At 68.7% G+C, this 13,935-nt stretch carries 11 protein-coding genes and 1 rRNA gene; all 12 read right to left on the minus strand.

Annotated features, from left to right (window positions below):
* Positions 1-73 (minus strand): 16S ribosomal RNA (locus B1818_RS14750); the annotation flags it as partial.
* Between the two features lie 451 nt (positions 74-524).
* Positions 525-1,859: a tyrosine--tRNA ligase gene (gene tyrS, locus B1818_RS14755; protein ID WP_078113150.1), complete on the minus strand. Its 1,335-nt coding sequence runs from the start codon at positions 1,857-1,859 to the stop codon at positions 525-527.
* Between the two features lie 59 nt (positions 1,860-1,918).
* Positions 1,919-2,140: a Trm112 family protein gene (locus tag B1818_RS14760; protein WP_078113151.1), complete on the minus strand. Its 222-nt coding sequence runs from the start codon at positions 2,138-2,140 to the stop codon at positions 1,919-1,921.
* Positions 2,141-2,145: 5 nt separating this feature from the next.
* Positions 2,146-5,142, minus strand: a complete 2,997-nt coding sequence (locus B1818_RS14765) for an AMP-binding protein (protein ID WP_078113152.1) — start codon at positions 5,140-5,142, stop codon at positions 2,146-2,148.
* A 95-nt stretch (positions 5,143-5,237) separates the two neighbouring features.
* On the minus strand, positions 5,238-6,710 hold the full coding sequence (gene argH, locus B1818_RS14770) for an argininosuccinate lyase (protein WP_058253841.1): 1,473 nt from the start codon (positions 6,708-6,710) through the stop codon (positions 5,238-5,240).
* A complete protein-coding gene (locus B1818_RS14775; RefSeq protein WP_058253842.1) occupies positions 6,707-7,906 on the minus strand; it encodes an argininosuccinate synthase in 1,200 nt (399 codons plus the stop codon). The genes argH and B1818_RS14775 overlap by 4 nt, the downstream gene beginning before the upstream one ends.
* Before the next feature lie 159 nt (positions 7,907-8,065).
* A complete protein-coding gene (locus B1818_RS14780; protein WP_010844368.1) occupies positions 8,066-8,572 on the minus strand; it encodes an arginine repressor in 507 nt (168 codons plus the stop codon).
* 13 nt (positions 8,573-8,585) lie between these two features.
* Positions 8,586-9,509, minus strand: a complete 924-nt coding sequence (gene argF, locus B1818_RS14785) for an ornithine carbamoyltransferase (RefSeq protein ID WP_078113153.1) — start codon at positions 9,507-9,509, stop codon at positions 8,586-8,588.
* Entirely contained in the window at positions 9,506-10,699 is a 1,194-nt protein-coding gene (locus tag B1818_RS14790) for an acetylornithine transaminase (protein ID WP_058253844.1), read from the minus strand. Before B1818_RS14790 ends, argF begins: the two co-directional genes overlap by 4 nt.
* A complete protein-coding gene (gene argB / locus B1818_RS14795) occupies positions 10,696-11,613 on the minus strand; it encodes an acetylglutamate kinase (protein ID WP_078113154.1) in 918 nt (305 codons plus the stop codon). The genes B1818_RS14790 and argB overlap by 4 nt, the downstream gene beginning before the upstream one ends.
* On the minus strand, positions 11,610-12,872 hold the full coding sequence (gene argJ / locus B1818_RS14800; RefSeq protein WP_078113155.1) for a bifunctional glutamate N-acetyltransferase/amino-acid acetyltransferase ArgJ: 1,263 nt from the start codon (positions 12,870-12,872) through the stop codon (positions 11,610-11,612). Before argJ ends, argB begins: the two co-directional genes overlap by 4 nt.
* On the minus strand, positions 12,869-13,918 hold the full coding sequence (gene argC / locus B1818_RS14805; protein WP_078113156.1) for an N-acetyl-gamma-glutamyl-phosphate reductase: 1,050 nt from the start codon (positions 13,916-13,918) through the stop codon (positions 12,869-12,871). The genes argJ and argC overlap by 4 nt, the downstream gene beginning before the upstream one ends.
* Positions 13,919-13,935: the final 17 nt, after the last annotated feature.

A 13,935-nucleotide genomic window follows, 5' to 3' on the forward strand; every position in this document is an offset into this window, starting at 1 on the left:
CTTTCCGTTCGACTTGCATGTGTTAAGCACGCCGCCAGCGTTCGTCCTGAGCCAGGATCAAACTCTCCATGAAAAAATGTAGAAACCAAACCAGCCCCAAAAGGGCCGACGTTTCAACACAAAATCTTCAACCAGGAAAGCAAAACCTGACCAAAATAATCCTCAAAAAAAACTGGCATCAAAAAATAAACTCATCAGCGTCACGCGACATCAAAGCCGCGGACACATCATCCAAGCAAACCATCTGACACCACAATATGGCATCAAACAATCCGCCAACACACTATCGAGTTCTCAAAGAACACACACCCACCAGACGCCTTCGATGTGAAGCCGGCTCCGATGAGCTTTCCCAGAGCGCGAGAAATACTCACGCTCTTCTTCTCGGGAGTGGCCCGCACAGGCGGCCCGAGCGAGTGGCTCGGGCGCTGTTACTTCCCCGGGGCTTGCGGCTCCGGGGGAGTTGCTCTCTGCGGTGCGTCGATTAAGTTACACAGGCGCGAACAACGCGTCAAATCGCCAGGTCAGAGGCCCAGTTTGGCGCCGGCGAAACTCTTCTTGCCGCGACGCACCACCAACCACCGCCCGTGGAGCAGATCGGCGTCGGCCGGCTGCCACTCCGGGTCGGTGATCTTGGTGTTGTTCACGTAGGCGCCGCCCTCGGACACTGCACGGCGAGCAGCTTTGTTGGACTCCGACAGCTTCGTGTCGACCAGCAACTCGATGATCGTCGGACGGGTCTCGCTGTACTCGGCGATCGAGGTCTCCCCGACCGCGGCCGCGAGGGTCGCCTCGTCGAGTTCATCGAGCTCGGCCCGACCGAACAGTGCCTGGCTGGCCAGTTGGACCGCATCGGTGTTGGCCTGACCGTGGATGAGGGTCGTCATCTCGGCGGCGAGTGTGCGCTGTGCGCGCCGCAGGTGCGGGGTCTCGGCGGTGGCACGTTCGAGTTCGTCGATCTCCTCGCGCCCCAGGAAGGTGAACCAGCGCAGGTAACGGATGACATCGGCGTCCGCCGTGTTCACGAAGTACTGGTACCAGGAGTAGGGGCTCGTCAGTTCCGGGTCGAGCCACAGACTGCCCCCACCCGTGGACTTGCCGAACTTCTTGCCGTCCGACGAGGTCACGAGCGGAACCGTCATCCCGTGCAGCGCCGAGCCGTCGAGTCGACGGGCCAGATCCACGCCGCCGACGATGTTGCCCCACTGGTCGGAACCACCGATCTGCAGCACACATCCGTACCGGCGGTTCAGTTCCACGAAGTCGTTCGACTGCAGGAGCAGGTAGCTGAACTCCGCGTAGCTCATGCCGTCGGCTTCGAGGCGTCGCTTCACCGTGTCGCGCGCGAGCATCACGTTCACCGAGAAGTGCTTACCCAGGTCGCGGAGGAACTCGATCGCCGACAGCTTGCCGGTCCAGTCCAGGTTGTTCACCACCACGGCGCCCGTAGGGGTGTCGTCGATGTCGACGAACCGCCGAAGCTGCGCATCGATACGCGCGGCCCACTCGGCCACGGTGTCGGCCGAGTTCATCGTCCGCTCGCCCACGTCGCGAGGATCACCGATCAGACCGGTGGCGCCGCCCGCGAGGACGATCGGACGATGACCCGCCAACTGGAAACGCTTGAGGGTCAGCAACGGGACGAGGTGACCGGCGTGCAGACTCGCCGCCGTCGGGTCGAAGCCCGCGTACAACGTGACCGGTCCGTTGGCGAGCGCCTCCCCCAGTGCACCGAGATCGGTGGACTGGGCGATCAGCCCGCGCCATTGCAGTTCGTCGAGGATGTCGACGGTGGCGGGGACGGCAGTCGGCCGGAAGGACTCGGCCGGTCGGGGGGGTTCGACGTTGTCAGCACTCACCCCTCGATCTTGTCATCCGACGAGATCGAGGTGCGGTCGAGGTGACGCCCGCAGGCGGGCTACTCCGGCTGAGAACCGACGATGCGCACGTGCTCGGCGTCGTCGACCGTGCGCGCCTCGTCGACGAGCATCACCGGGATGCCGTCGGAGTCGATGCGGTAGGCGACATGCAGCCGCGGGTTGTAGAGCTCGTCGCCGGCGTCGACCAGCGGACCGTGGTCCTGCGGGCAGGCCAGGCGTTCGCGCACGATCGGGTCGATGGCCTCAGCGCGTGTCGTCACCCGGATCAGCCTAGGGCATTGCGCGTCGAGGTCCCGCTCCAGTCCAGCTTCTCCGCCACGGTCCTCGTGTACCTGCGATAGCGCCCTTCGTCGTCGCGATACCAGACGCGCGCACCCGGTTTCGGAAGTCCCTCCTCGACCAGACCGGTGCTGAGCGGGCGGAACGACGCCGACTGCGGGATCTCGTCGACGACGTGGACGAGATGAGGGCGCTCCTCGGCCCGGTACTCCCCCAGCGCGATCCGCAGCTGTGTGACCGTGAGCGAGTCCGGCGTGACCCCGGGCCGGAGGGTCATCGCCGCGACGACGACCTGGTGGCCGGGTTCGCCGACCCCGTAGACGACGACCTGGTCGACGCTCTTCAGTCGGGACAGGGCGTGGGCGATCGGGGGGATGAACACCGGGCCGTCCGCGGTCCGGAGCACGCGGTCGGTCGCTCCGAGGAAGTACAGGTCGCCGTCGGCGTCGCGCACGAACAAGTGACCCGACACCTCCCACCGATCACGCGTCGTGAAGACGTCGCGGAGCACCGTCCCGTTGGTGTCGAACTTGTGCTTGGCCTTGGCGAGGAGCAGACCGGGCTCCCCCGTCTCCGCCCGGCGGACGAAGCCCGAGTCGTCGATGAGCAACCGGTCGCCGACGATGTCGTAGGCCGCGACCTCGACCGGGTTCGTCTCCGGAAGTGGCCGGCCGACGGAGGACAACTTGTCCCCGGAGACGTTCGCGAGGATCGCCGAGCCGTCGGCGGTCGCGAAGAACTCGAGGATGCGCGCGCGGGGGAAACTCGAGCACACGTCCTCCCAGAGTCCCGCCGACATACCCGAGCCCATGAACAACCGGATCGGGTTGTGCTGGTTGATGTGGAAGTCGGGGTCGCGAACGATGCCGCTGAGCATCGACCAGGTGTAGGACACGACGGTGATGCCGTAGCGCTGCACCTCGACGGCGAAGTTCTTGGGATCGATGCCGTTCGACAGCGCGATCCTCGACCGCCCGACCACCGTCGCCCCCAGGGTCGTGAGCAGCCCCGACGCGTGGTGCAGCGGCGGCAGGCAGTACACGGTGTCGCGGTCGGTGAGCGCCGCCGCGGCCGCGGCGCCGAAGGCCGACATCGCGAACCGGTGGTTGGTCACCGGCCACGGGACGAGCTTGCCGTAAGCCCGGCTGAACAGGATGAACGCGAGGTCGCCCGCGAGACCGGGGTCGGGCCGGTACCAGGTCGGCATCACGACTTCGTCGGGATCGATGCGTTCCATGTCGACGATCGACGTGCCGTCCGCACCGTCGATCGCCCGGGAGTCGCCACTGCCGCCGCCGAGTACCAGGACGCGGTCGGAGGCGGTACTGGCGAGATCGAGATTGGTGGGGTCGGTGACGATGACCGAGCTGTCGGCGAGCCGCATCATCTCGCGGACGTCGGCGTCCGCGGCGAGCAGCACCGCCACCGCGCCCAGACGCGAGAGCGCCGCGATGACGACCAGGGCGCTCGGCCGGGTGTCCATCAGGACGCCGATGTGCTGGCCGGGGCGGATGCAGCAGTCGACCAGCCCGGCGACCACGTTGTCGATACGCGTGTTCACCTGGGCGTGGGTGAGCACACGGTTCTCGAAGAGGAACAGTTCCTTGTCGCCGCCGCGCTTGGTGTTCTCGGCCATCAGCTTCGACAGGGAAATGCGCGTCCCGCTCTGGATCTGTCCCAGCCGGAACAATCGCGGGACGGTCCGCACCGACTCCGAGGCGACGGCTCGCGAGGTGCGCTGCAGGGAGTTGGCCAGGCCGAGCAATTCGCGCGAGGCGGCGGTGCCGGCGTCGGCCACCGACCCCACCCCGTGCGTGAGTCGCGACGACAGGCTGACCCCGCCGCCGTGACCCGGCTCGACGAGCGACATCTCGGAGACGAGTTCGGGCCGCGGACCGTTGTCGGAGAGCCAGTTCACCCAGTCGGAGGTCGTCGGCCAGGTGTGTTCACCGGCCGCGCTACCGACCACGAGTCCGAAATGTCCGGCCGGCAAGGTGGATTCGTACACCTCCGCGTCGGGCGCGGCGCGGACGATGCCCCGTACCGCCGCCGGTTGCCCGATGTCGTCGGCATCGCCCACGAACGCGAGCACCGGGCAGGTGATCTCGGCGAGGGACACCAGATCGCCGTTGATCACGAAGCCGCCGGAGACCATGCGGTTGTGCGCCACGAACTGCCGGAGCAGCTCCGCGATCGCCGGGCCGGACCATGCGACCCAGCCGTCGGCCTCCAGGAAGCGGCGCTGGTCCTCCCGTGGCAGCAGCGCCTCACGATCGTGCAGACGGCGCAGGAAGTCGATGCGGCTGCGCACCGTCTTCACCGGATCCAGGAGCTGGAAGCCGGTGCGCGCCATCCAATCCCGCACCCAGAGGTTGCGTGAGAACGCCTTGTCGGCCAGGAACTCGGCCGCCGGGGCCACCAGTCCCGCGGGCAGCCCCAGGGGCAGTGCGGCGAGGACGTCGACGGGGCTGCCGAACGTGATCAGACTCGCGATCCCCTTGGACCGGCGGTAGGCCGCGGTCTGGTAGGCGAACATCCCGCCCTGCGAATACCCGGCGAGGTGGATATCACGGCCGGTCGCCTCGACGATCAGGTCGATCGCGTGGCTGATCGCGACCACGTGGTCGGCGAGATTGCGTTCCATCCCGCCTTCTTCGGAGTCGGGTGAACCGAAGTCGACGACCCACGGCGTGATGCCGTTGCGGTGCAGAATCGACACCGCACCGTTGTGCTCGGTGACGTCATAGACGTTGGCCGACACCATCATCGGCGGCACCAGGACGATGTTCGGACCGGTCGACGGATCGTTCGGGAAATACCGACGCAGCCGGAACATCTTGTGTGTCTCGACGACCGCGAAGGGCGCCGGTTCGGTGCCGGTCTCCAGTCCACCGAACCGCAGCACCTCGAGGCCGTTCTGCGCAGTGGCCAACACCCTGCCGACCACCCCCACGAGATCGGGGCCCCCGTCCCACACCGCCATCGTGTCGATCCTCCCGTCGTCGGTGTACCGGCCTCACCAGCGCGTTGATTGACGCGGCGTCGGTGACACAGGTCACTGTACCCAGTCGTCCGGGATCAGTGGCGCCCGCCGTGCCCAGCGGTCCAGCGTGTCCGGAGATCGGCGGTCTGGGCCGTGACGACGTCGATCTGCCGCCGGACCTGTCCGGGTGCGGTGCCGCCGTGCGCGTTGCGCGACTCGACCGAACCGCGGACGGTCAGGACGTCACGCACCGCCGGCGTCAGCGCCGGATGGACACCGGCCAGCGTCGCGTCGTCGAGTTCGTCCAGGCCGACGCCCCGGGACTCGGCCTCGCGGACACACGCACCCGCGGCCTCGTGCGCCACCCGGAACGGCACGCCCTGTCGGACCATCCATTCGGCGATGTCGGTGGCCAGGGTGAAACCCGCCGGCGCGAGTTCCGCCATGCGATCGGTGTGAAACTCCAGCGTGGCGACCAGGCCGGTCACCGCGGGCAGCAGCAGCTCCAGTTGGGCCACCGCGTCGAAGACCGGTTCCTTGTCCTCCTGCAGGTCCCGGTTGTACGCCAGCGGCTGCGCCTTCAGTGTGGCGAGCAATCCGGTGAGGTCGCCGATGAGACGACCGGCCTTGCCGCGCATCAGTTCGGCGACGTCCGGGTTCTTCTTCTGCGGCATGATCGAGCTGCCGGTGGACCACGCGTCGGCCAGCGTCACGTAGCCGAATTCCGGTGTGCTCCAGATGATCACCTCTTCGGACAACCGGGAGAGGTCGACTGCGATCATCGCGAAGACGAACGCGGCCTCCGCAGCGAAGTCGCGCGATGAGGTGGCGTCGATCGAGTTCTCCGCGGGTGCGTCGAAGCCCAGGTCGGCGGCGATCGCCGCCGGATCGAGGCCCAGGGAGGAGCCGGCCAGGGCGCCGGAACCGTAGGGCGACACCGCGGTTCGACGATCCGCGTCGGCGAGCCGGTCGATGTCGCGCAGGAGTGGTTGCGCGTGCGCCAGCAGATGGTGCCCCAGCAGGACCGGCTGTGCGGCCTGCAGGTGCGTCTTGCCCGGCATGATCGCGTCGGGATGGGCCGCCGCCTGTGCGGTGAGCGCGTCGACGACGTCGAGCAGGCCCAACGCGACCCGCCGCATGGCGGCGCGCAGCCACATCCGGAACAGGGTCGCGACCTGGTCGTTGCGTGAGCGCCCCGCGCGTAACCGGCCCCCGAGTTCGGGACCGACGCGCTCGATCAGGCCACGCTCGAGGGCGCCGTGGACGTCCTCGTCGGACTCGGCCGGCCCGAAGCTGCCGTCGGCGACATCGGCGGCCAGGCGATCGAGCCCGTCGAGCATGCCGGTGAGGTCCTCGGCGGTGAGCAGCCCGGCCTTGTTCAGCACCCGTGCATGCGCTTTGGACGCCTCGATGTCGAACGGGGCCAGGGCCCAGTCGAAATGGGTCGACTTGCTCAGCGCGGCCATCGCCTCCGCCGGTCCACCGGCGAAGCGACCGCCCCAGAGCGAACCCTGGTTGGTCGTCCCGCCGGTCTCCGGGCCGCTGCCGCCGCCGGTGCCCGCACTCACAGATTCAGGTCCCGCTTCGCGGCGATCTTCGACGACAGGCCGTGCAGCTCGACGAAGCCGCGGGCCGCGGACTGATCGAAGGTGTCGCCCTCGTCGTAGGTCGCGAGGTTGAAGTCGTAGAGCGACTCCGAGCTGCGGCGGCCGGTCGCGGCGATCGTGCCGCCGTGCAGGGTCAGCCGGATCTCGCCGGTCACGTGCTCCTGCGTGGAGGCGACGAACGCGTCCAGCGACCGCTTCAGCGGCGAGAACCAGAGACCGTCGTACACCAGCTCGGCCCACTTCTGGTCGGTGCCGCGCTTGTAGCGGCCGAGCTCGCGCTCGATGGTCACGTGCTCGAGTTCTTCGTGTGCGCGGATGAGAACCATGGCGCCGGGCGCCTCGTAGACCTCGCGGCTCTTGATGCCCACCAGGCGGTCCTCCACCACGTCGAGGCGTCCGACGCCCTGGGCGCCGGCCCGACGGTTGAGTTCCTGGATCGCCTCGAGGACGCTCACCGGGCGGCCGTCGATGCTGACCGGGCGGCCCTTGTCGAAGCCGATGATGACCTCGTCGGGCGAGTTCCAGTTGACGGTGGGGTCTTCGGTGTAGTCGTAGACGTCCTTCGTCGGCGCGTTCCACAGGTCCTCGAGGAAGCCGGTCTCGACCGCGCGTCCCCACACGTTCTGGTCGATCGAGAACGGCGACTTCTTGGTCACGTTGATCGGGATGTCGTTCTCCCCGGCGAAGGCGATCGCCTTCTCGCGGGTCCAGGCGTAGTCGCGGACCGGCGCGAGCACCTGCAGATCGGGCGCCAGGGTGGCAAAACCGACTTCGAAGCGGACCTGGTCGTTGCCCTTGCCGGTGCATCCGTGGGCGACGACGGTGCCGCCGTGATCACGGGCGGCGGTGACCAGGTGCTTGGCGATCAGCGGGCGCGACAGCGCCGAGACGAGCGGATAACGATCCATGTAGAGCGCATTCGAGGTGATCGCGCCGAGGCAGTACTCGTCGGCGAACTCGTCGCGGGCATCGACCACGACGGCCTCGACCGCGCCGCAGTCGAGTGCGCGCTGGCGGATGACCTCCATGTCCTCGCCGCCCTGACCGAGGTCGAGTGCCACGGCGACGACCTCTTTGCCGGTCTCCTTCTGGATCCAGCTGATCGCGACCGAGGTGTCCAGGCCGCCTGAGTATGCGAGTACGACACGTTCTGCCATGAGGTGAAGCTCCTGTTCTGCGCGATGACCGAGTCCATCATCGGCCCCGGTGTTCCGACGACACCGCCCGGGTATCCGGTTGGCGGTGTCTCGGCTGTTCGTTTGGTGTGGTCTGCCGGTTCCGCGGAGGCGGAACCGAGAATGTCGATGCGGCGAGGGTTACACGAGGCCCTCGATCCGGCGGGCGAGTTCCGCTCCGTCGAGCGGCTCGCGCGCGACGACGAAGATCGTGTCGTCCCCGGCGATCGTCCCCACGACGTCGGGCAGGCGCGCCCGGTCGAGCGCAGCCGCCAAGTAGTGCGCGGCGCCCGGGGGCGTTCGCAACACCGCGAGGTTGCCACTGCTGTCGGTCGAGACCAGAAGGTCCGACACGAGCCGGCCGAGCCGGTCGGTGCCGCCGGACACACCGCGGACGGGCGAACCGTCTTCGGGCACCACATAGACCCCGGCGCCGCCGTCCGCTGCCCGCAGCTTCACGGCCCCGAGTTCGTCGAGGTCGCGCGACAGGGTGGCCTGGGTGGCGTCGACGCCCTCCTCGGCGAGCAACCGCTGCAGCTCCGACTGGCTGCGTACCTGATGCGTGGACAAGATCTCGATGATGCGCGCATGACGACCCGCCCGGGTGGCGGCGAGGCGGCTTTCCGAGGGTTCGGCTCCGGCGGTCATCGTGGGTGTCCGCTCACTGGTGGTCCAACAGCCAGATCAGCAGGGCCTTCTGCGCGTGCAGGCGGTTCTCCGCCTCGTCGAACACGACGCTGCGGGGTCCGTCGATCACCGAGGCGGTGATCTCGTCGCCACGATGAGCCGGCAGGCAGTGCAGCACGATCGCATCATCGGCGGCATGCATGAGCAGGTCATCGTTGATCTGGTACGGCCGGAACGGCGCCGTGCGGTCCTTTCCGTCGTCCTCTTGCCCCATCGACACCCAGGTGTCGGTCACCAGGACGTCGGCCCCCGTCGCGGCGGCGACGGGGTCGGTCTCGAGCGTCACCGAGCCGCCGGTCTGCGCGGCACGCTTCTCGGCGTCGGCGATCACCGCCGGGTCCGGCTGGAAGCCGTCCGGCGAGCTGAGGACGACGTGCATGCCGGCCGTGACGCCGCCGAGCGCCAGCGAATGCGCCATGTTGTTCGCGCCGTCACCCAGGTACGTCATCGTCAGGCCCGCCGGCTGGCCCTTGTGCTCGGCGATCGTCTGCAGGTCGGCGAGCACCTGGCAGGGGTGGAACTCGTCGGACAGCGCGTTGACGACCGGGACGGTGGCGGTCGAGGACAGCGCCTCGAGCCGGTCCTGCCCGAACGTCCGCCACACGATGGCGTCGACGAAGCGGGACAGGACGAGGCCGGTGTCCTCCAGGGTCTCCTCGCGGCCGAGCTGTGTCGTCCGGCCGTCGACGACGACCGCATGACCGCCGAGCTGGGCGATGCCGACCTCGAACGAGAACCGGGTGCGGGTGGAGTTCTTGTCGAAGATCACCCCGACCCCGCGGGGGCCCTCCAGCGGCCGGAAGTCGAACGGCTTCGCCTTGACCTCGGCCGCGAGTGCGAGCACCTCGGCCTGCTCGGCCGGGGTCAGGTAGTCGTCGCGCAGGAAATGTCTGGTCATGGCTTGTCCCCCTCGTTCGATGTGGCGGCGGTGTCGAGCAGTGTCGGTAGCGCGCGCACGAAATCCTGTCCCTGCTGCTCGGTGAGGATCAGCGGCGGGGCCAGGCGCAGGACGTCGGGCGCGGGTGCGTTGATCAGGAACCCCGCGTCCCGGGCGGCGGCCTCGACGCGCTGCGAGAGCGGCTGCGTCAGCACGACACCGAGCAACAGGCCGGATCCACGCACATGCGAGACCAGCGGATGCTGCAGGTCCTCGATGCCGGTTGCGATCGACTTCCCCACCGCGGCAACGGAATCGAGGAGACCGTCGGCTTCGATGACCCCCAGGACGGCCAGCGCGGCAGCCGCACTGACCGGATTGCCACCGAAAGTGGTGCCGTGCTGGCCCGGCCCGAACAGGTCGGCCGCCGGACCGGTGGCGATACACGCGCCGATGGGCAGGCCACCGCCTAATCCCTTCGCAAGCGTCATCACATCGGGGACCACGCCCACCTGCTGATGGGCGAAGAACGTACCGGTGCGCGCGACGCCGGTCTGCACCTCGTCGAGGATCAGCAGCGCGCCGCGCTCCTCGGTGATCCGGCGAGCGGCCGCCAGGTAGTCGGCCGGGGGCACGACGACGCCTGCCTCGCCGAGGATCGGTTCGAGGATCACCGCGGCGGTCTGGTCGGTGACCATGGCGTCGAGCGCGTCGACGTCACCGTAGGGAACGAACCGGACGCCCGGCGGCATCGGTTCGAACGGAGTGCGTTTGGCGGGCTGACCGGTCATCGCGAGCGCACCCATGGTGCGTCCGTGGAAGGCCTGCTCCGCCGCGACGATCTCGGGCCGTCCGGTCCGTCGGGCCAGTTTGAACGCGGCCTCGTTCGCCTCGGTGCCGGAGTTGCAGAAGAACACGCGACCCGGATGGCCGAACCGGCCGAGCAATGCCTCGGCGAGTTCGACGACGGGCGGGGCGATGTACAGGTTCGACACGTGCCCGAGCGTCTGGAGCTGGTGGGTGACCGCGTCGACGATCGCCGGGTGGGCGTGGCCGAGGGCGTTCACCGCGATCCCGCCGAGCAGGTCGAGGTAGCGCTTGCCATCGGCGTCGGTGACATACGCTCCCGAGCCCTCCACGAGGGCGATCGGGGGTGTGCCGTAGTTGTTCATCAGCGACTGTGCCCAGCGCTGCTGCAGTGGCGCGGTCATGCGTCCTCCTCAGGCACGACGACGGTGGTGCCGGTCGAGCTCTCGGTCAACAGTTCGGCCAGTACGGAATGGGCGACACGCCCGTCGATCACGTGTGCGCGGTCGACGCCGCCGGTGACGGCGCGCAGGCAGGCCTCCATCTTGGGGACCATGCCGGAATCCAGCGACGGCAACAGCGCGGTGAGTGCGTCGGTGTCGATCTGGGAGACCAGGGATCCGCGGTCGGGCCAGTCCGTGTACAGGCCTTCGACATCGGTCAGCATCACCAGCCGGGACGCCCCCAACGCCTCGGCGAGAGCACCGGCCGCGGTGTCGGCGTTGATGTTGTGCACCACCCCGTCGCGGTCCGGCGCGATCGTCGAGACGACCGGGATGCGGCCGGCGGCAACCAGATCCAGCACCGCCGAGGTGTTGACCGACGCGATGTCGCCGACGAGGCCGATGTCGGTGGGAACACCCTCGACGAGCACCGTGCGCCGCGTCGCGGTGAACAGGTGGGCATCCTCGCCGGTGATGCCGACGGCATACGGTCCGTGCGAGTTGATCAGGCCCACGAGCTCCCGCCCGACCTGACCGAAGAGAACCATGCGGGCGACGTCCATGACCTCGGGGGTCGTCACCCGGAAACCGCCCTTGAACTCACCCGAGAGTCCCAGTCGCTTCAGCATCGCCGAGATCTGCGGGCCACCACCGTGCACCACCACGGGATGCATGCCGCAGGCGCGCAGAAAGACCATGTCCGCCGCGAACGCCTTCTTCAACTCATCGTCGATCATGGCGTTGCCGCCGTACTTGACGACGACGGTCGCGCCGGCGAGTCGCTGCAGCGCGGGCAGGGCCTCGGCGAGGACCTTCGCCTTGGCCAGGCCGGCCGCGGGGTCGATCGGGTGGACGCCCGATGTCGTCTCGCTCATGACGAATACGCCGAGTTCTCTTCGACGTACGCATGGGAGAGGTCGGTGGTCCGGACACTGGCCGCCGACTCTCCCAGCTTCAGGTCGACGACGACGGCGATGTCGGGGCCGGACAGGTCCACATCTCGCGCGCCCTCGACCCCGAAACCGTTCTCGCACACCGGGTTGCCGTTGAACGACACCGCGATCCGGTCGGGATCGACGGTCACCGGCGACGCGCCGACCGCGGCGAGTACCCGCCCCCAGTTCGGATCCGACCCGAACAGGGCGGTCTTCACCAGCGAATCTCGCGCGACGGCACGGGCGACGGTCAGCGCGTCGTCCTCGGTGTGCGCGCCGGTGACCGTGATCACGACCCGCTTCGTGACCCCCTCGGCGTCGGCCATCATCTGGGCGGCGAGATCGTCGCAGGCAGCGAACACCGCGTCATCGAGATCGGTCTGCTCGACCGGGATCTGGCTGGCGCCCGAACTCAGCAGCAGAACCGTGTCGTTCGTCGAGCACGAGCCGTCGATGTCGAGCCGGTCGAAGGTGCGTGCCGTCGCCCTGCGCAAGGCGGTGTCGAGCTGCTCGGCGGTGGCCACCGCGTCGGTCGTGAGCACGACCAGCATCGTCGCCAGCGACGGCGCCAGCATTCCGGCGCCCTTGCCCATGCCGCCGACGTTCCACCCCTGCGGGTGGTGCAGCGCAGCCTGTTTGGGGACGGTGTCGGTGGTCATGATCGCGTGGGCCGCGTCGGTGCCGCCGGACAGGCCGCCGCCCATGTCCTGGACGATCTCGGTGACCCCGGCGAGGACCTTGTCCATCGGCAGCCGGTCGCCGATCAGTCCGGTGGAGCACACCGCGACCTCCACGGCGCCCGTGCTGGTCCCCCAGTTGCTCAGCGCGTCGGCCACCGCCTCCGCGGTCTTGTGGGTGTCCTGGAAGCCACCCGGTCCGGTACAGGCGTTCGCGCCGCCGGAGTTGAGGATCACGGTGCGCAGCCGGCCGGTGGTGAGGACCTGCTGTGACCACAGCACCGGTGCTGCCTTCACCTGGTTGCGGGTGAAGACGCCGGCGGCGGAATGGTCAGGGCCCTCGTTGAAGACGAGTGCGAGGTCGAGCGCACCGGATGCCTTGATGCCCGCCGCGATTCCGGCGGCCCGGAAACCCAGGGGCGCGGTGACGCCCTGGTTCCGCACGAGCCGCGGGTGATCGCCGGGGGCGCCGCCCTCGATCCGGTCCTGCTCTGTTTCCGCGCTGCCCTGTGATCCGGTCACGGTGCCACTCCCACGGTGCTCAGTCCCTCGTTCTCGGTCCAGCCCAGCGCCAGGTTCATCGATTGGACCGCGGCGCCGCCGGTCCCCTTGGTCAGGTTGTCGACTGCGCCGACGACCACGAGGGTCTGTGCGCGTTCGTCGACGGTCACGCCGAGCTGGACGGCGTTGGAGCCGATCACCGAACCGGTGGCAGGCAGTCGCCCCTCCGGCAGCACGTGCACGAATTCCTCGTCGGCATAGGCCTTCTCGTAGACCGCGCGGGCCTCCTCCGCGGTGGCCCCGGTGCGCGCGGTGCACGTCGCGAGGATGCCGCGGGCCATCGGGGCGAGGATGGGCGTGAAGGAGACGGTCACCGGCTGTTCCGCGGCAACCGAGAGCGCCTGGGAGATCTCCGGCGTGTGCCGGTGGACCCCGCCGACGCCGTAGGCCCGCGCGGACCCGATGACCTCGGACGCCAGCAGGTCGACCTTGGGCGACCGACCGGCACCCGATGCCCCGCTCACCGCGACGACGGTCACGTGCGGATCGGCGATGCCCGCGGCGATGGCCGGGAGCAACGACAGGATCGAGACCGTCGGATAGCAACCGGGCACCGCGATCCGGCTCGCGTCCCGGAGCGTTTCCCGGTTGCCGGGCAACTCGGGCAGACCATACGGCCAGGTCCCGGCGTGGTCTCCGCCGTAGTACGACGTCCATTCACCGGCGTCGCGCAATCGGAAGTCGGCCCCGCAGTCGATGATCAGCGTCGTCGGCGGCAGGGCATCGGCGATCACCGCGGATGCGCCATGCGGCAGGCCCAGGAAGACGACGTCGTGTCCGGCGAGGATCTCCGGTGTCGTGTCCTGCAGGACCCGGTCGGCCAGCGGGAGCAGATGGGGATGATGTGCACCCAGGAGTGTCCCGGCGTTGCCACCCGCGGTGAGTGCGCCGATCTCGAGTTCGCCGGATCGCAGACGGGGGTGCCCGCACAGCAACCGGAGTATCTCGCCACCCGCGTAGCCGCTCGCGCCGGCCACCGCCACCCTCACCTTGCTTGTCGAAGCCATGTGATCATTATGCAGCA

Origin of the sequence: Gordonia sp. IITR100 (assembly GCF_002009645.1) — a bacterium.
Classification (GTDB): Bacteria; Actinomycetota; Actinomycetes; order Mycobacteriales; family Mycobacteriaceae; genus Gordonia; species Gordonia hongkongensis.

What these genes read in the sequence shown, in the direction of transcription:
- B1818_RS14765 (WP_078113152.1), bottom strand. Translation starts at nt 5,142, where the DNA reads ATGGCGGTGTGGGACGGGGGCCCCGATCTCGTGGGGGTGGTCGGCAGG.
- B1818_RS14775 (WP_058253842.1), bottom strand. Translation starts at nt 7,906, where the DNA reads ATGGCAGAACGTGTCGTACTCGCATACTCAGGCGGCCTGGACACCTCG.
- B1818_RS14780 (WP_010844368.1), bottom strand. Translation starts at nt 8,572, where the DNA reads ATGACCGCCGGAGCCGAACCCTCGGAAAGCCGCCTCGCCGCCACCCGG.
- argF (WP_078113153.1), bottom strand. Translation starts at nt 9,509, where the DNA reads ATGACCAGACATTTCCTGCGCGACGACTACCTGACCCCGGCCGAGCAG.
- B1818_RS14790 (WP_058253844.1), bottom strand. Translation starts at nt 10,699, where the DNA reads ATGACCGCGCCACTGCAGCAGCGCTGGGCACAGTCGCTGATGAACAAC.
- argB (WP_078113154.1), bottom strand. Translation starts at nt 11,613, where the DNA reads ATGAGCGAGACGACATCGGGCGTCCACCCGATCGACCCCGCGGCCGGC.
- argC (WP_078113156.1), bottom strand. Translation starts at nt 13,918, where the DNA reads ATGGCTTCGACAAGCAAGGTGAGGGTGGCGGTGGCCGGCGCGAGCGGC.